The organism is Xenorhabdus bovienii, assembly GCF_024721015.1.
Classification (GTDB): Bacteria; Pseudomonadota; Gammaproteobacteria; order Enterobacterales; family Enterobacteriaceae; genus Xenorhabdus; species Xenorhabdus bovienii.
Map to the genome: position 1 here is coordinate 41,855 of NZ_JANAIF010000024.1, position 17,581 is coordinate 59,435.

At 43.2% G+C, this 17,581-nt stretch carries 16 protein-coding genes; 10 read left to right on the forward strand and 6 right to left on the reverse strand.

Annotation, left to right across the window (positions count from 1 at the left end; genetic code table 11):
* Positions 1-25: 25 nt before the first annotated feature.
* Together rsmS and priC are read right to left on the reverse strand one after the other, a co-directional pair.
* Positions 26-190 (reverse strand): pleiotropic regulatory protein RsmS, encoded by a 165-nt coding sequence (gene rsmS, locus NXS07_RS08490; RefSeq protein ID WP_065814046.1) that lies wholly within the window; start codon positions 188-190, stop codon positions 26-28.
* A gap of 21 nt (positions 191-211) precedes the next feature.
* Positions 212-754: a primosomal replication protein PriC gene (priC, locus tag NXS07_RS08495; RefSeq protein WP_038201172.1), complete on the reverse strand. Its 543-nt coding sequence runs from the start codon at positions 752-754 to the stop codon at positions 212-214.
* Between the two features lie 206 nt (positions 755-960).
* Between priC and apt the strand changes: the two genes are divergently transcribed.
* From apt to NXS07_RS08540, 9 genes are all read left to right on the forward strand, one after another.
* Entirely contained in the window at positions 961-1,512 is a 552-nt protein-coding gene (apt, locus tag NXS07_RS08500; RefSeq protein ID WP_038201134.1) for an adenine phosphoribosyltransferase, read from the forward strand.
* Positions 1,513-1,609: 97 nt separating this feature from the next.
* Positions 1,610-3,586: a DNA polymerase III subunit gamma/tau gene (gene dnaX / locus NXS07_RS08505; RefSeq protein WP_258086543.1), complete on the forward strand. Its 1,977-nt coding sequence runs from the start codon at positions 1,610-1,612 to the stop codon at positions 3,584-3,586.
* Between the two features lie 48 nt (positions 3,587-3,634).
* The gene (locus NXS07_RS08510; protein ID WP_012988113.1) at positions 3,635-3,964 is read left to right on the forward strand and encodes a YbaB/EbfC family nucleoid-associated protein; all 330 of its coding nucleotides are present in this window, start codon (positions 3,635-3,637) and stop codon (positions 3,962-3,964) included.
* Positions 3,964-4,572: a recombination mediator RecR gene (gene recR / locus NXS07_RS08515; RefSeq protein WP_038201128.1), complete on the forward strand. Its 609-nt coding sequence runs from the start codon at positions 3,964-3,966 to the stop codon at positions 4,570-4,572. The genes NXS07_RS08510 and recR overlap by 1 nt, the downstream gene beginning before the upstream one ends.
* A 205-nt stretch (positions 4,573-4,777) precedes the next feature.
* The gene (gene htpG / locus NXS07_RS08520) at positions 4,778-6,655 is read left to right on the forward strand and encodes a molecular chaperone HtpG (RefSeq protein WP_038187632.1); all 1,878 of its coding nucleotides are present in this window, start codon (positions 4,778-4,780) and stop codon (positions 6,653-6,655) included.
* Positions 6,656-6,825: 170 nt separating this feature from the next.
* Positions 6,826-7,470 (forward strand): adenylate kinase, encoded by a 645-nt coding sequence (gene adk, locus NXS07_RS08525; RefSeq protein WP_038191917.1) that lies wholly within the window; start codon positions 6,826-6,828, stop codon positions 7,468-7,470.
* Between the two features lie 168 nt (positions 7,471-7,638).
* Positions 7,639-8,604 (forward strand): ferrochelatase, encoded by a 966-nt coding sequence (hemH, locus tag NXS07_RS08530; protein ID WP_258086544.1) that lies wholly within the window; start codon positions 7,639-7,641, stop codon positions 8,602-8,604.
* A 216-nt stretch (positions 8,605-8,820) separates the two neighbouring features.
* A complete protein-coding gene (gene wzz(fepE) / locus NXS07_RS08535) occupies positions 8,821-9,927 on the forward strand; it encodes an LPS O-antigen length regulator Wzz(fepE) (protein ID WP_258086545.1) in 1,107 nt (368 codons plus the stop codon).
* A 113-nt stretch (positions 9,928-10,040) separates the two neighbouring features.
* Entirely contained in the window at positions 10,041-11,351 is a 1,311-nt protein-coding gene (locus NXS07_RS08540) for an inosine/guanosine kinase (protein WP_038191911.1), read from the forward strand.
* A gap of 132 nt (positions 11,352-11,483) precedes the next feature.
* Here the strand turns inward: NXS07_RS08540 and ybaL are convergent, their stop codons facing one another.
* Both ybaL and NXS07_RS08550 read right to left on the reverse strand, forming a co-directional pair.
* A complete protein-coding gene (gene ybaL, locus NXS07_RS08545) occupies positions 11,484-13,133 on the reverse strand; it encodes a YbaL family putative K(+) efflux transporter (RefSeq protein ID WP_258086546.1) in 1,650 nt (549 codons plus the stop codon).
* 229 nt (positions 13,134-13,362) lie between these two features.
* Complete coding sequence (locus NXS07_RS08550; RefSeq protein WP_038216780.1) at positions 13,363-14,592, reverse strand: MFS transporter; 1,230 nt, start codon at positions 14,590-14,592, stop codon at positions 13,363-13,365.
* Positions 14,593-14,961: 369 nt separating this feature from the next.
* Between NXS07_RS08550 and ushA the strand changes: the two genes are divergently transcribed.
* The gene (gene ushA / locus NXS07_RS08555; protein ID WP_038201113.1) at positions 14,962-16,620 is read left to right on the forward strand and encodes a bifunctional UDP-sugar hydrolase/5'-nucleotidase UshA; all 1,659 of its coding nucleotides are present in this window, start codon (positions 14,962-14,964) and stop codon (positions 16,618-16,620) included.
* Between the two features lie 134 nt (positions 16,621-16,754).
* On the opposite strand, the gene NXS07_RS08560 is transcribed toward ushA, so the two are convergent.
* Both NXS07_RS08560 and NXS07_RS08565 read right to left on the reverse strand, forming a co-directional pair.
* Positions 16,755-17,162, reverse strand: a complete 408-nt coding sequence (locus NXS07_RS08560; RefSeq protein ID WP_258086547.1) for an acetyltransferase — start codon at positions 17,160-17,162, stop codon at positions 16,755-16,757.
* A gap of 116 nt (positions 17,163-17,278) precedes the next feature.
* Complete coding sequence (locus NXS07_RS08565) at positions 17,279-17,446, reverse strand: hypothetical protein (protein ID WP_172664662.1); 168 nt, start codon at positions 17,444-17,446, stop codon at positions 17,279-17,281.
* Positions 17,447-17,581 lie beyond the last annotated feature (135 nt).

Genomic DNA, 17,581 nt, shown 5'->3' on the forward strand with positions numbered 1-17,581 from the left:
CTGATGGGATAGGCATTAACTCTGCTTATTCCTTAGGCTGCTGAGCCTGTTTTTTCAGCTTTCCTTGAAAATCATCTTTGACGATCTCTAACGCAGCCAGTGCGATATCGGGAGAAATTTCATTGCATTCGAGTAGATAAATAAGGTCTACCGCGAGTTGCACTTCAGGTGGTGCTTGTTCGAGATCCATAATCGGTTATTCCCTTAGTGACTAATCTGAATTTTCTTGCTTCTCTATCGCTCTTTCGATACGCATCAATGCTTGGCGACAACGAGCGAGCCTTCCTGCCAGCGCTGCGATTTCTTTTTGTAGTTTATATTGGTTTGTCAGTATAACTTGTTTATTTAACTGTAATTCCCGATCATTAATCATTGCCATTAAACGGCGCTCATAATCCTGATGTTCGGCTAGACGATGGTAAAAATCCCGTTCTTGTGACTGATGTTCAAATTTCTCTTCTTGCTTTCTCAGTGGCTGTGTTGATATTTCGCGTTTCAGTGCTTCAATTTGCGTGACTAAACGTTCAGAAAGAAATCTGACCTGCTCGGTACGATTATCTTTCACACAGGTCTTTAATTGTGACATATTTTTTTTAATTTCATTAAGATATCCACCCAGTTTATTGCTGTGTTGGTGGAATAATGCTTGATCAAAACGGGCGACTGAAAAAGGTGTCTTGGGGAGTGACTCAAGCTCTGTTTCCAGCATACTGATCTGTTTTTCAAGTGCGCCTAATAAATTTTGTATGCTCATCAGCATCCCGTTATCGTTAATAATCTCTTCGTTAAAACCTACTTCATCATGCTTAACTATTTTGTAACAATAATGTTTGATGTGATAGGTGCCAAGCTTGACCAAAATCAACAAAAACAGGCTGCAATTTGCTTTGCAGTTGCTTTTTTCCGATAGTTTGAATAGATTTTAGCGTTTTCGTTTTTTATAACTGGCTGGCATCGATTATGACCGCTAATGCGCAAAAACTGCAATTTATTAAAGATAGTATCGAAACGATCCCTGATTACCCAAAAGTCGGGGTACTTTTTCGTGACATCACCACGCTGCTGGATAATCCCGTTGCCTACCAAGCTACGATTGATCTACTGGTAGAACATTACCAAGAAAAAGGCATCACCAAAATCGTTGGTACAGAAGCTCGTGGTTTCTTGTTTGGCGCCCCTGTTGCACTACGTTTGGGAGTTGGTTTCATTCCCGTTCGCAAGAAAGGCAAATTACCTCGCGCGACGTTAAGTGAAACTTACGATCTGGAATATGGTACTGATACCTTGGAAATCCATAAAAACAGTATCAAAGAAGGGGATAAGGTTCTGGTGGTTGATGATCTTCTCGCAACAGGTGGTACCATTGAGGCGACCGTAAGTTTGATTCGACGTCTGGGTGGAGAGGTTTCTGAAGCGGCATTCATCATTGGTCTGCCTGATTTAGGCGGTACCGAGCGTTTGAAAAAACAGGGTATTGAGAGCTACACGCTCATAGAGTTCCCTGGTCACTGATTACTCCCATTTTTGCATAATTGATACATCAGCCTCGCCGTTCATGGTGAGGCTGTGCTAGCATGATACACAGTCATGTTCAATTTCCTCGGTATTAATGAGCTATCAAGTACTCGCCCGTAAGTGGCGCCCACAAATATTTTCTGATGTGATTGGTCAGCAACATGTGCTGACTGCACTGGCGAATGGTCTTGAGCACCAGCGCCTCCATCATGCCTATCTTTTTTCTGGCACCCGTGGTGTGGGAAAAACCACCATCGCGCGTCTGTTGGCAAAGGGGCTGAACTGTGAAACGGGAATCACGAAGACCCCATGTGGTCAATGTGCGAACTGTCTTGAAATTGAGCAGGGGCGTTTTGTCGATCTGATCGAAATCGATGCCGCCTCTCGAACAAAAGTAGAAGATACCCGTGAATTACTGGACAACGTGCAGTATGCACCTGCCCGTGGCCGTTTCAAAGTTTATCTCATTGACGAAGTTCACATGCTTTCGCGCCATAGTTTCAATGCGTTACTCAAGACATTGGAAGAACCGCCAGAACATGTGAAATTCTTGCTGGCGACGACAGATCCACAAAAACTACCCGTGACGATCCTTTCACGTTGTTTACAATTCCATCTGAAGGCATTGAACGTCGATCAAATCAGTGGTCAGTTGGAACATGTCCTTAATGCAGAGCAAATAGAGAGCGACTCCCGTGCGCGCCATCTTCTGGCCCGTGCTGCGGATGGCAGTATGCGTGATGCTCTGAGCCTGACCGATCAGGCGATTGCCCTCGGTGGAGGTAAACTGACCGCCGATATCGTTAGCCAGATGTTGGGCACGCTGGATAATGATCAGCCTTTGGAAATGATTGAATGGCTGGTTCGGGCAGATGGGCAGCAGCTTATGGCACTGGTTGAGCAAATCGCATCCCGTGGCGTGGATTGGGAACATCTGTTGGTCGAAATCTTGTCATTGCTGCATCGCATTGCCATGCTCCAGTTATTGCCTCAGCAACCTGATAACGATCCCTCTTCAACGGAAGGGCGTTTGCGGTTGCTGGCAAGATCAATTTCTCCTGCCGATCTACAACTTTTTTATCAGGCATTGCTGGTCGGACGCAAAGATCTCCCTTATGCCCCAGAGCGCCGAATGGGCGTTGAAATGGCATTATTACGCGCTTTGGCGTTCCACCCCAAAACTATCATTGAAGAAACGCCAGCGTCCGGTGGAGAAATCCCGGTAGTACGGCAGGTATCTGCACCTGCACAGCGCCATCCGGTTTCACCTGTACAAAACCATGCGGCTGGTGAACGCTCTGAGAAAGGTTCTGAACACAGTTCTCCGCAATCAATGAGTACAGAGCCTGTAGTCAGCAGTCCAACGGCAAAATTGCTGCAAGCGAGGCATTCGCTTACTCGACAAGGGAATACGCCCCCAAAAAAGTCTGAGCCGGCAGAGCCTGTGAAGGCGAAGTCGGCAAGCTCGGCGCTGGAACGATTAGCAGCCGTGGCCGAACAGCGGCCACAATCTTATATTCCCAAAGCCCGGGAGCCAAAGCCCATAAAGCAAGAAGCTTACCGCTGGCGGACAACGAACACGAGTGTTGAGGAAAAGCAAGTTTGTGTCACGACGCCAAAAGCGATAAAAGCGGCACTTGAGCACGAGAAGACACCGGAACTGGCGGAAAAATTGGCGGTTGAATCGAAACAGAGAGATTCATGGTCAGCGGAAATTGATAAACTGAATATTCCAAAACTGGTTCAGCAGGTTGCATTGAATGCGTTTAAAGAACAGATTGATGAAAGTCGGCTTTGTCTTCATCTGCGTTCAAAACAACGTCACCTTAATTCAGCATCGGCACAGCAAATGTTGTCCGAAGCCTTAAGTGAATTGCATGGAAAACCGATTGATCTCCGTATTATTGAAGATGATAATCCTGCGGTAAAAACTCCGTTGGAGTGGCGGCAAGCCATTTATGAAGAAAAATTGGCACAAGCACGCCAATCCATTATTTCGGATAGAACGATTCAAACACTTCAGCAGCTGTTTGATGCAGAATTGGATGAAGAAAGTATCCGGCCTGTTTAACCGCTACAGTGTATATTTAAACTGTGGCTATAGCGAAGAGAGATAATTATGTTTGGTAAAGGTGGTTTGGGCAATTTGATGAAACAGGCTCAGCAGATGCAAGAAAAAATGCAGAAAGTGCAGGAAGAAATTGCAAATCTGGAAGTGACAGGTGAATCTGGTGCGGGTCTGGTGAAAGTGACTATTAATGGTGCACACAACTGTCGTCGTGTTGAAATCGATCCAAGCTTGATGGACGATGACAAAGATATGCTGGAAGACCTGATTGCCGCTGCGTTCAATGATGCAGCCCGTCGCATTGAAGAAACCCAGAAAGAAAAAATGTCCGGCGTTTCCAACGGCATGCAATTACCGCCTGGCTTTAAGATGCCATTCTGATGCAAACCAGCCCTCTTCTTGAATCCCTGATGGAGTCATTACGCTGTTTACCCGGCGTAGGCCCCAAATCAGCCCAGCGAATGGCATTTCATCTGTTACAACGGGATCGCAGTGGTGGCATGATGCTTGCTCAGGCATTGACTCGTGCCATGTCTGAAATTGGTCACTGTCAGGACTGCCGGACATTTACTGAACAGGAACAATGCACGATTTGTGGCAATCCCCGTCGTCAGCAGAATGGTCAGATCTGTGTGGTGGAAACGCCTGCGGATATTCACGCCATTGAACAGACCGGCCAGTTTGCCGGTCGTTATTTTGTCCTGATGGGGCGCTTATCGCCGCTGGATGGTATCGGGCCAATGGATATTGGTTTGGATCGTTTGGAAGAACGGCTATCTTCCGAAACCCTGTCAGAAATCATTCTGGCAACCAACCCGACTGTTGAAGGAGAGGCAACGGCAAACTATATCGCGGAAATATGTTCGCAGTATGGTGTGATAGCCAGTCGTATTGCTCATGGTGTTCCCGTGGGGGGTGAACTTGAAATGGTGGATGGCACAACGCTGTCCCATTCACTTGCGGGTCGCCAAAGAATCACTGATTTGTGATCGATTACCCAATTTCAAATGGGAAATTCCAATGGATGGTGCTGCGGATAACGCCACCATCCACAGCTGATCTGCACATTCATCAAACCAATTTTATATTCTTCTGATTGCCCTAACTTGAAATTGTTGGGAGTTATCCCCATTTGATTACCATCGTCCGATTTTACATATCTGAACTGGATTTAGATTGAGGTAATAAATGAGTATGAAAGGTCAGGAAACCCGTGGATTTCAGTCTGAAGTCAAACAATTATTGCAGTTGATGATCCATTCTCTCTATTCCAATAAAGAAATTTTTCTCCGTGAGTTGATTTCAAACGCATCAGATGCTGCGGATAAATTACGCTTCCGTGCATTGTCAAAACCTGAATTGTATGAAAATGATGGTGAGTTACGTGTTCGTCTTGCTTTTGATAACGAGCATAAAACCATCACTATTAGTGATAATGGTATCGGTATGTCCCGTGATGAAGTTATTGATAATCTAGGAACGATTGCAAAATCCGGTACTAAATCATTCCTTGAATCAGTTGGTTCTGATCAGGTAAAAGACAGCCAGTTGATTGGGCAATTCGGCGTTGGTTTTTACTCTGCCTTTATCGTGGCGGATAAAGTGACTGTGCGTACCCGTGCGGCAGGTACCGCGGCCGATCAAGGTGTTTTCTGGGAATCAACAGGTGAAGGTGATTACACCATTGCTGATCTTGAAAAAACTGAGCGTGGTACAGAAATCACTTTGCATCTGCGTGAAGGGGAAGATGAATTCCTTAACGACTGGCGTCTGCGTTCTATCATCGGCAAATATTCTGATCACATTGCGTTGCCAGTTGAAATTGAAACCAAAAACGAAGAAGACGATACCGTCACATGGGAAAAAATCAATAAAGCTCAAGCGCTGTGGACACGTGGTAAAGCCGAAATCAGTGATGAAGAGTACCAAGAGTTTTATAAACACATTTCCCATGATTTCGCTGATCCTCTAAGCTGGAGCCACAATCGCGTTGAAGGTAAACAGGAATACACCAGCTTGTTGTATATTCCTGCTCAGGCACCGTGGGATATGTGGAACCGTGAACATAAACATGGGCTGAAATTGTATGTACAACGCGTATTCATCATGGATGATGCCGAACAGTTCATGCCAAATTATCTGCGTTTTATGCGTGGTCTGATCGATTCCAATGACTTGCCGCTGAACGTTTCCCGTGAAATTCTGCAAGACAGTACTATCACCCGAAATTTACGTAATGCGTTGACCAAACGTGTATTGCAGATGCTGGATAAACTGGCAAAAGACGATGCGGAAAAATACCAGACCTTCTGGCAGCAGTTTGGCTTGGTATTGAAAGAAGGGCCTGCTGAAGACGGTTCAAACAAAGAAGCTATCGCTAAATTACTGCGATTCGCAACCACTCATAATGACGGCTCGGCACAAACTGTTTCTCTGGAAGATTACCTCAGCCGCATGACTGAAGGTCAGGAGAAGATTTACTACATCACTGCCGACAGCTATGCCGCAGCGAAAAATAGCCCACATCTGGAGCTGTTCCGCAAGAAAGGCATTGAGGTTCTGTTGCTGTCTGACCGTATCGATGAATGGATGATGAGCTACCTGACTGAGTTTGATGGCAAGTCATTCCAGTCTGTCAGCAAGACGGATGAATCTCTTGACAAACTGGCTGATGAAAACAAGGCCGAGCAGGAAGAAGAAGATAAAAAACTGGAGCCGTTTATTGAGCGTGTGAAAACGCTGCTTGGTGACCGCGTGAAAGAAGTTAAGCTGACCCACCGACTGACTGATACACCCGCGATAGTGACAACGAATGCCAATGAAATGAGCACCCAAATGGCGAAACTATTTGCGGCAGCAGGCCAGTCTGCACCAGAAGTGAGCTATAACTTTGAACTGAACCCAGAGCACAATCTAGTGAAAAAAGCGGCTGATATTCATGATGAAGCCCAGTTTGCGGATTGGATAGAACTGTTACTGGATCAGGCATTGTTTGCTGAACGCGGCACATTAGATGATCCAAACCAATTCATTCGCCGGATGAATCAATTATTATTGGCTGAAAAAGCTTAAGATCATTGAAATCATGATAATAGACCACGCTTCAACGGAAAATTGGGCGTGGTTTATTTTTAGGTCAATACGAAAACGTTTACCTGTTTTCTTGAGCCATACCCCATTCAAATGGTATGGTGGCCTGTTTTATTAAAATACGAAAAGCAAATAGTAAGGGGATTTACGCGATGCGTATTATTTTGCTGGGCGCGCCAGGCGCCGGTAAGGGGACTCAGGCGCAATTTATCATGGAGAAATATGGGATCCCTCAGATTTCGACAGGTGATATGTTGCGTGCCGCAGTAAAAGCAGGCAGCGAGTTGGGTTTGAAAGCAAAAGAACTGATGGATAACGGTAAGCTGGTGACTGATGAACTGGTCATTGCTTTGGTCAAAGAGCGTATCAAACAAGATGACTGCCGTAGTGGATTCTTGTTGGATGGGTTCCCACGCACCATTCCTCAGGCTGATGCGATGAAAGAAGCGGATATCAAGGTTGATTATGTTCTGGAATTCGCTGTTCCTGATGCAATCATTGTTGAACGCATTATTGGCCGTCGTGTACATGCGCCATCGGGTCGTGTTTATCACATCAAATTTAATCAGCCCAAAGTAGAAAACCGGGATGATGTGACTGGCGAAGAACTGAGTATTCGTAAAGATGATCAGGAAGATACAGTGCGTAAACGTCTGGTTGAATACCACGCACAGACTGCACCTTTGGTTTCTTACTATCAGAACGAAGCTCAGGCAGGGAACACAAAGTACTTCAAACTTGATGGTACACGTCAGGTAGCTGAAGTCAGCGAAGAATTGGTCGGCATTCTGGGCTAATGATTTGGTATGTTCTTGAATTATTAAAAATTATTAAATCTTGAACAGCTAGAGCAGGCGGTGTTAATAACCGCCTGACTTTTTTGAGTGTCACTCCATGAAATATTAGATGTGACTATAACTCATGTTTATACTAGGTTATTAGTTATTTTAGTGGAGTACTGAGGGATGAGTAGCAATAAGTATGGTGTCTTACTGGTGAATCTTGGGACGCCGGATGAGCCAACACCTGTAGCAATAAGGCGTTACCTGGCGAAATTTCTGAGTGACCGAAGAGTTGTGGATATCCCTCCGTTTATCTGGAAGCCGCTGTTGTACGGCATTATTCTTCCTTTCCGTTCTTCTCGTGTTGCTAAACTGTACCAAGGAATTTGGACAGAAGAGGGATCACCTTTGCTGGTTTATAGTCAGCGCCAGCAGACATTGCTAAATGAAAGACTGACGGATATCCCTGTCGTTTTGGGAATGAGTTACGGTTTCCCTTCCTTGCCTCAAGCTGTAGGTAATCTGCTGCAACAAGGTATTGATCACCTGATTGTGCTTCCTCTTTATCCTCAGTATTCCAGTACGACATCGGCCGCAGTATTTGATAGCATCAGCAAAATATTGAAGGGATATCGCACCATACCCCATCTGCATTTCATCCGTAGTTATGCTACACATCCTGCTTATATTGCTGCCTTAAAAGAAACAATCGAGCAGAGTTTTGAAAAACATGGTTTGCCTGATCGTTTGCTCCTTTCCTACCACGGTATTCCAGAACGGTTGGCAACGATAGGGGATATTTATCCGCAGGATTGCAGGGCAACTACGGAGCTTTTGATACAGGCATTGGATTATCCCGCAGATAAAATTATGATGACTTTTCAATCTCGTTTTGGTCGTTTGCCATGGTTAACGCCCTATACGGATAAGACAATGGCATTATTGCCAGAACAAGGTGTGGAACATGTTCAGGTATTGTGTCCGGGATTTTCATCAGACTGTTTGGAAACACTGGAAGAAATCCAACAGCAAAATCAAGCGATTTTCCTGCATGCGGGGGGTAAAAAGTTTGAATATATTTCTGCACTTAATGATAATGAGGCACACATTTCATTGCTTGAACAATTGGTAAACAACGCCATGAAATAATGGATTATTGCCTGTTATGAGATGTTATTTTACATTTTGACTGGCGAGTATTGGTAGCTACGGGTATTTTGGTGGTATATTTATCAGCATATGTTTTGGTTTTGGTGATCGTGTGATTTTTAAGGATATTGCTTTTAAATCAATGAGTACTATGAGTAAGAAAAACAACTTGAGTCTTAATGAAAAGCAAAATTATTTGGATTGGGCATAGAGATAATGAGTAATAAACCGATTAAACACCCCGATTTTTATGAAGAGAATTCAAACTATTATCATCCTAAGCAGGAAGATGAGATTGATTTATTTGAATTATTCTCCGTAATTTTCCGATCAAAATATTTAATTATCGCAATATCCTTTATTTTTGCGGTGATTGGCTTCGGTATTGCGTCATTTTTACCACAGAAATGGACAAGTACAGCAGCCGTAGTGAAGCCGACATTGGAACAATTTCAGCCATTGAAAAATGCACTAACGGATTTGCAAGTTTTGAGTCTTGATCCGAAAGTGACAGAAGCATCGTTATATCAGCGTTTTGTTGAAAACTATAACTCGCGTGTATTGCGTGAAGACTATTTGGTCAGCACTGACTACTTCAAGGCGTTGCTTGCTAAGATGGATGATGGCGCGATACAGGGAAAACGAAAGCTGATTGAGCAGGTTGTAAATAAAAATATCTCCATTTCTTTACCTAAAAAAGATAATGAAGGAGATGATGAAAGTGTACTTTCTTTCAGTGCGGGTACGGCGGAAGATTCTTACAACTTGTTGACTGGGTATATCAATTTTGTCTCTTCCGTTGTTCGTGATCAGGTGAAAGATGAATTGAATGATATGGTGCATCAGAAACTGGTCTTTTCACAAAAGTCGTATGAAATTGATCTGGCTCGTATTCGCAATATGCGTGGTGTTGATATCGAACGCTTGAAGTATGCGATCTCCATTGCTAACTCTGCGGGTGTTAAAAAACCTGTTTCCAATGGTGGCGCTATGATCAAGGATGACCCGGATTATTCGATTGCGCTGGGTGCGGATGCACTGCAACGTAAATTACAGATTACCGAAGAGATTACCGATCCAACTCAGATAGACGCAGATCTTCGTAATAGACTGTTATATATAGAAAATTTAAAATTAGTAAATATTGATAAGATTGATTTCGAGCCATTCAGGTATATGCAGCGACCTTATGAACCTACAGCGAAAGATTCACCTAAACGTCTGCTGATTCTGATTGGTGCTGGTTTTATCGGCTTTATTTTATCTGTTATGTTTGTTCTGGTTCGCCATATGGCGCGTAGCCGTCAGAAACAAGAAGCTTAAATTTTTTATCGTCAGCGCTTTACTCGTTAACGTTTTTTGTTTTGCTACGGTATTGCGCTACACCGTATTGTGCTAACATGCCGCATATTTTGGCTCTATAGCATCAATCAATTATGAAATTCCCTGGTAAACGTAAATCTAAACACTATTTTCCTGTCAGCCTGAGAGATCCTCTGCTCCAGCCCATCAAAGAAATGATAGATACTGAAAATAACCGAGCCTATATCGTTGGTATTGATCAAACACTGGTAGACATTGAAGCTAAGGTTGATGAGAGTTTTATCCAGCGTTATAACTTGAGCCAGGGGCATTCACTCGTCATTGAAGATGATGTCGCCGAGGCACTCTACAAAGAACTGACAGACAATAATTTGATTAGTCACGAATTTGCGGGTGGAACCATCGGTAATACTCTGCATAATTATTCTGTTTTGGCTGACGATAAGTCCGTATTGCTTGGCACTATGTGTAATAACATCCAGATAGGGAGTTATGCATATTGTTATCTTTGCAATACATCCAGCCGCATGGATTTGAATCATCTTCAGGGGGTTGATGGCCCAATTGGCCGTTGTTTTACCCTAGTGACTGAAAACGGTGAAAGGACATTCGCTATCAGTCCGGGATTAATGAACCAACTCCGTCCGGAAAATATCCCTGAACATATTATTGCGGAAGCATCAGCACTGGTGATTACCGCCTATCTGGTGCGTTGCAAATCGGGTGATCCAATGCCGGAAGCAACGATGAAAGCCATCGAATATGCGAAAAAGCATAATGTGCCTGTTGTACTGACATTGGGAACAAAATACGTCATCGCTGATGATCCGCAGTGGTGGCGCGATTTCTTGGCAGAAAATGTTTCTGTGGTCGCCATGAATGAAGATGAAGCCCAAGAGCTGACGGGCTTTAGTGATCCTCTGCTGGCAGCAGACATGGCCTTAAATTGGGTGGATTTAGTGTTATGTACCGCAGGGCCGGCGGGACTGTATATGGCAGGTTATACCGAAGAAGAACATAAACGTCAGACTTCACATCCATTATTGCCGGGTGCTATTGCTGAATTTAATCTCTATGAATTTAGTCGGGTGCTATGCAAAGCCGATTGCCAGAACCCAATGCGAGTCTACTCCCATATTGAGCCTTATATGGGGGGGCCTGAAAAAATCATGAATACTAATGGGGCTGGCGATGGTGCATTGTCTGCATTGCTACATGATATTACAGCCAATAGTTATCACCGAATGAATGTGCCTAACTCCAGTAAGCATATGCGCTCTTATTTGACGTACTCGTCATTGGCTCAGGTATGTAAATACGCGAATAGAGTGAGTTATCAGGTATTGAGCCAGCACTCACCTCGCCTGATGCGTGGGTTGCCAGAGAAAGAAGATAGTTTGGAAGAATCTTACTGGGAACGCTGATACTACGTTAACGATGCAACAACGTTGGTATGGTTTGTTCTGGAGTATCCCCCTGAAATCAGCGGGATACTCCATATCGATAACTAACTTGCTGTCGAAAATGACGGTGGTGGCTCTATCGGGCAAGTTGGCTCATACGTAGAGTGCATCAGCCATCGCTCTTGCTATTTCATGTTCACCAATAATGATGTGGTTAGTACCACGTTCCATAATATAGGTCACTTCATCATCATAGTGAGCACGCGCGATAATATTGATATCTGGTCGGATCTCTCTGGCATTCGCAACTATTTCACCTGCTTCGTAGCCATTGGGGATAGTCAGAAATAACGTGCAGGCGCAATCAAGCCGCGCCAGAGCCATGATATCTTTGCTGGCAGCATTGCCCATCACAGCACTGATGCCCATTTTCCCTAATTCCTCAAATCGGGCACGTGTATCTTCAAGGACAACCAACGGGAAATTTCTTTCTTGCAACCGCTGGCAGAGAAGACGGCCGACTCGGCCATAGCCCACGATAATGGCATGGCCGCAGATATCAACCGGGATCTGAGTTTCTTCTTCCAGCGTTTCTTCTAATAATTGTTCTTCAATAGTTTCTGTTTTTTCCAGATAACGATCCAGCAAACTGAATAGAATCGGATTCAACATGATTGAGACAATGGCACCGGCCAGCACAAGGTTACGTGCTTCTCCATCCAGCAATCCTAAAGTGACGCCAAGTCCTGCCAGAATAAAGGCAAATTCCCCGATTTGAGCGAGACTGACGGAAATCGTCAGGGCTGTACGTCGTGAATGACCAAACATTTTGACCAGAAGCATAGCTGCCAATGATTTGCCAATAATAATAATGACAAGGGTTCCCAGAATAGCAAGTGGCTGCTGGAACAATATCATTGGATCAAACAACATGCCGACAGAGACAAAGAACAGAACTGCGAAAGCATCTCTTAACGGTAAGGTATCCTGTGCTGCCCGATGGCTCAGTTCTGACTCATTCAGTACCATACCAGCGAAAAATGCACCCAGAGCAAATGAGGCATCAAACAGCTTCACGGCTCCGTAAGCGACACCTAAGGCAATGGCGAGTACCGCCAGAGTAAATAACTCGCGGGAACCTGTGCTGGCTGTTTTTGCCAAAATCCAGGGGATCAGACGCCGACCGACAAAAACCATCAATAAAATGAAGGCCACAACTTTGCCAATAGTCATAGCAAGTTCTAACAGCAATTGACCGATGTTGGCATTCTGGCTATCCAGTATACCTGCGGCTGCGGGCAGTAATACCAGCGCCAGTACCATAGCCAGGTCTTCAACGATCAACCAGCCAATAGCAATTTGCCCCCGCTGGCTATCAATGAGCTGCCGCTCTTCCAGCGCTCTGAGCAGAACGACTGTGCTTGCAGTAGATAGACAGAGTCCAAAGACGATCCCAGTAAACAGCCCCCAGCCAAGCAGCGTTGATAACCCCACGCCTAGTAAGGTTGCGACGGCAATTTGAGCGATGGCGCCCGGGATGGCAATTGATTTGACGGCTAACAAATCTTTAAGGGAAAAATGCAGACCGACACCAAACATCAGTAAGATCACGCCAATTTCTGAAAGTTCGGGTGCCAGAGAGGTATCGGCAACAAAACCTGGGGTAAAAGGCCCAGCAAGTACACCTGCCGTAAGGTATCCTACCAGAGGTGAGATTTTCAGGCGTTGGGCAAGCATGCCAAGCAGATAGGCGAGTACAAAACCGCCAACAATGGTCGTGATAAGAGGTGTCGAATGCTCCATCAAGGCTCCTTCTGGGTTAGGCAATAATATCGATTGTAGGGTTAGGTGAGGTAATAATGTATTGTATAAATCATTTAAAACAAAGCTGATAAAAAATATATTTATAGGTAAAAATGTAGATGATCTACATAAATGCTATTTTAATGGTATTTTATGTAGATCTTGTCATTATTTACGCTTGTTTACAAAGGAAAATGTTATTTAGATGATAAAGTTATTATGTTGTTTTTCATGGTTTTTCGTGTGGTTTTCTTTCTATATTTGGCAGGAATAGAGTGAAAATGCCAATAAGTGGTAGAAAAGCACAGATTTTGTAAACTAATTCTATACTGGTTTTATCCGCTACATAACCGAGCACGGCTGCACCGATACCTCCCATGCCGAACGCCAGCCCAAAGAACAAACCTGCAATCATTCCCGTTTTGCCAGGAATGAGTTCTTGAGCGTAGACCAGGATAGCAGAAAATGCAGATGCTAATATCAGGCCAATGACTACGGTAAGGGGCCCCGTCCAGAATAGTGATGTATAAGGTAAAAGCAGAGTAAAAGGCGCAACGCCAAGAATTGATCCCCATATGACATATTTCCGGCCTATTTTATCCCCGATAGGCCCCCCAATCATGGTGCCTGCAGCTACAGCAAATAAAAAAATGAACAGATGGATCTGGGCATTTTGTACTGAAAGGCCGAACTTCTGGATCAGATAAAAAGTGTAGTAGCTGCTGATACTGGTGAGATAGAAATATTTTGAGAAAATCAGGAGCAGCAGAATGGCAAAAGAACGCACAATCATTTTTCTGGGGAAATTCGGCTGAGAAATATGAGTGGATGATAGGGACTTAGAAGCTCGGTGCTGCATCTTATACCATTGGCTGACTTGCAACAGAATGACGATTGCCAGCAGTGCTGCCAGAGAAAACCACCCGATATTTCCCTTGCCATAAGGAGCGATGAAAATTGCAGCCAGCAGAGGCCCCAGTGAGCTTCCCAGATTGCCACCTACCTGAAACAGGGATTGTGCCAGTCCATGACGTCCTCCGGAGGCCATTCTCGCAACCCGTGATGACTCAGGATGAAAGACGGATGATCCTGTACCGACCAGTGCAGCGGCCAGTAAGATGATAGGGAAACTTTCGGCATAAGCCAGTAGAAGCAGTCCAGACAGGGTGAATCCCATCCCGATGGGCAGTGAGTAGGGCTGTGGATATTTATCCGTATACAGACCAATGAGGGGTTGTAGCAGGGATGCGGTTACCTGATAAACTAGTGTAATCATCCCAACTTGAATGAAACTTAGGGTAAATTCAGATTGCAATAATGGATAAATAGCCAAAATCAGCGATTGAATCATATCATTAAGCAGATGGGATAAGCTGATTGCACCGAGAATTGAAAAAACAGTCTGATGTGTTTTTCTTGATGAATCAGGCAATTGTTCTGTGTTGCTTTGTTCACTCATATTGGTTGTCTCATCAATCCATCCTGTGTTGTATGGCGTTGAATTGTTGTTTAATTGTTACACTTTAATACATATTAGACCGCTAATAAAATTTTTACTTACCTTGATATAATTTGATACTTATCCCATAAAAATGAAATAAAACCCTAATTAATGACACAATTCTGTAATCTTGATTGGAAAATATATCCTAGCACCTAGGTGCCATCATTCTATTCTGGTGTTGGATTCGAGCCTGTTCCGGCAGAGGCACTGTTGTATAAACATTGCTGTCGAAAAGTAGCATGGCTCAATGGGATAGGTTTATAATTTTCATAAAACTAATAATTGTTACATCACAGATAAAATTTAAGGAACATGGAGATACCCATGAAATTTTCGTTCAAAACACCAGCATGTGCCCTTGTCGTTTCTTTATCATTATTACCGATAAGTGCAACTGCTTGGGAAAAGAATAAAACTTACGATATTACAATCCTGCATACTAACGATCATCATGGCCACTTCTGGCAGAACGATCATGGTGAGTATGGCCTGGCAGCTCAGAAAACACTGGTAGATTCTATCCGTCAGGAAGTTGCCAAAAAAGGAGGCAGTGTGTTGTTGTTATCGGGAGGTGACATCAATACTGGCGTACCCGAATCGGACATGCAGGATGCTGAGCCAGATTTTAAGGGAATGAATTTAGTGGGTTATGACGCAATGGCGTTGGGGAATCATGAGTTTGATAAACCTTTAAACGTGTTGCATCAGCAGGAAAAATGGGCCAATTTCCCATTTCTGTCTGCTAACATTTATCAAACCAGTACTGGCAAGCGTTTATTTAAGCCGTATGTGATGTTTGATGAGCAAGGCGTGAAAATTGCGGTGATTGGTTTGACCACCGATGATACGGCAAAAGTAGGCAATCCAGCCAACTTCCCTGATGTCGAATTCCGAGTACCGGCCGAAGAAGCGAAAAAAGTTATTGATGAGCTGAAAAAGAACGAAAAACCGGATGTGATCATTGCCGCAACCCATATGGGGCATTATAACGATGGGCATCATGGCAGCAATGCGCCGGGGGATGTTGAAATGGCACGCAGTTTGCCTGCGGGTTATTTAAATATGATTGTAGGGGGGCATTCACAAGATCCAGTCTGCATGTCAACAGAAAACAAAAACTACAAACAAGTGGATTATGTACCAGGAACACCTTGCTCACCCGATCGCCAAAATGGAACATGGATTGTGCAGGCACATGAATGGGGCAAATATGTCGGCCGTGCTGATTTCCAATTTCGTAATGGTGAATTCAAATTAGTTCACTATCAATTGATCCCCATCAACTTACAGAAAAAAGTAAAAAACGAAGATGGCAGCACAGGGAGTGCTTATTACACTCATCAAATTACTCAGCATCCTGAAATGCTGAAACTGTTGACACCATATCAGGATAAAGGCAGCCGGAAATTAAATGTCCAAGTGGGCGCAGTAGATGGAAAATTGGAAGGTGATCGCAGTAAAGTGCGTTTCGTCCAGACCAATATGGCGCATCTTGTACTGGCGGCTCAGATGGAACGGACAAATGCTGATTTTGCCGTGATGAGTGGGGGTGGTATTCGTGATTCTATCGAAGCAGGGGATATTACTTACAAAGATGTCCTGAAAGTTCATCCATTTGCTAACCAACTGGTTTATGTGGATTTCAAAGGTAGAGAAGTCTTGCCATATTTGACGGCCGTGGCAAATATGGAAACGGATTCAGGTGCTTACGGGCAGTTTTATAATGTCAGTTTTGTGGTTGATGGCAAAAAAATCAGTGATGTGAAAATTGGCGGCAAGCCGTTAGATCCTAATAAAACTTATCGTATGGCTACCCTGAACTTTAACGCTATCGGAGGTGATGGCTATCCACGTGTCGATAACTTACCTGGGTATGTGGATACCGGTTTTGTTGATGCTGAAGTGTTGAAGGGCTATATCGAGACGCATTCTCCATTGAAAGTTGCCGATTATGAGCCGAAAGGTGAAATCGTTCATAAGTAATTAATGGCAGTAATTGATAGATAGTCGTTAATTATCTGTATAAAAAGACCACCTGTAAGATAGGTGGTCTTTACTTATTATACTGAGTGGTTTTAAGTTATCTAAAATAGGAACGGTTGAAACTAAATAATAATCTAATTATTAAAAATCATAGTGATTAATGGATTGATTTCTCCTTTTGTTGGTAATTTTTTAAGCCCATGTTTCATATATAATTCTATGAGTTTTAGATTGTTTTTACACTCTAAAGCAATGATTCTTCCTCCTATTAGTGTTTTTACTGTAGTGATAATATTCTTTATATAAAGAAAAATTTCTCTGAAATTTATTGAATTTCTAACTAATGAGAAATTTTTAGCTACTTGACCAATCAAGTAAACTTTTATTGTATTTGCGCTTTTACTTATACCGTCAAGTTTTTTAATTTTTGTCTTTGAAATGGAAAAATTTTGTGTTGATAGCTCCTTGTAAGTTAAAGAAAAATAGGCAAGAATAACTCCTTTTTCATTCAGAATTGGGTAAGTTCTGGTGACATCTGCCAATTCAAACCTAATTGATTTTAAATGTAAAAATGATTCTACATCGTGGTTTGATGGGCAGGAGAAGGACAGTAAGTATTCTTTTGTTCTTTCTCTGCCAAGAACCGATAATACATTTCCTAGAGTGAGAATTTTCGTTTTAATATTTCTATTGCCTCGATTTGTTCTGCTTCAATATCTATTTTTTTGAAATTTTCTTTAGGTTTTCGTTTATTAGCCTTTCTCAGCATTTTTATTGCTTTTGGATCGGTGATGACAATTTGTCTGAAAAATGATGAAGTGGCCATTTTTATCTCCTTTTATTTAAATTTATTAAATTACATAAATAAGTTATACGAAATAGTAAATAAGTTAATCAATGAAATTATCTGCACTTTTGTTATAGTCGGTAATACAATACACTGACTTACCGCGTCCACTAA

Coding starts and splice junctions, on each gene's coding strand:
- ybaL (WP_258086546.1), bottom strand. CDS start 13,133: ATGGAGCATTCGACACCTCTTATCACGACCATTGTTGGCGGTTTTGTA.
- dnaX (WP_258086543.1), top strand. CDS start 1,610: ATGAGCTATCAAGTACTCGCCCGTAAGTGGCGCCCACAAATATTTTCT.
- rsmS (WP_065814046.1), bottom strand. CDS start 190: ATGGATCTCGAACAAGCACCACCTGAAGTGCAACTCGCGGTAGACCTT.
- adk (WP_038191917.1), top strand. CDS start 6,826: ATGCGTATTATTTTGCTGGGCGCGCCAGGCGCCGGTAAGGGGACTCAG.
- hemH (WP_258086544.1), top strand. CDS start 7,639: ATGAGTAGCAATAAGTATGGTGTCTTACTGGTGAATCTTGGGACGCCG.
- htpG (WP_038187632.1), top strand. CDS start 4,778: ATGAAAGGTCAGGAAACCCGTGGATTTCAGTCTGAAGTCAAACAATTA.
- recR (WP_038201128.1), top strand. CDS start 3,964: ATGCAAACCAGCCCTCTTCTTGAATCCCTGATGGAGTCATTACGCTGT.
- NXS07_RS08540 (WP_038191911.1), top strand. CDS start 10,041: ATGAAATTCCCTGGTAAACGTAAATCTAAACACTATTTTCCTGTCAGC.
- NXS07_RS08565 (WP_172664662.1), bottom strand. CDS start 17,446: ATGGCCACTTCATCATTTTTCAGACAAATTGTCATCACCGATCCAAAA.
- NXS07_RS08550 (WP_038216780.1), bottom strand. CDS start 14,592: ATGAGTGAACAAAGCAACACAGAACAATTGCCTGATTCATCAAGAAAA.
- apt (WP_038201134.1), top strand. CDS start 961: ATGACCGCTAATGCGCAAAAACTGCAATTTATTAAAGATAGTATCGAA.
- priC (WP_038201172.1), bottom strand. CDS start 754: ATGAGCATACAAAATTTATTAGGCGCACTTGAAAAACAGATCAGTATG.
- NXS07_RS08510 (WP_012988113.1), top strand. CDS start 3,635: ATGTTTGGTAAAGGTGGTTTGGGCAATTTGATGAAACAGGCTCAGCAG.
- ushA (WP_038201113.1), top strand. CDS start 14,962: ATGAAATTTTCGTTCAAAACACCAGCATGTGCCCTTGTCGTTTCTTTA.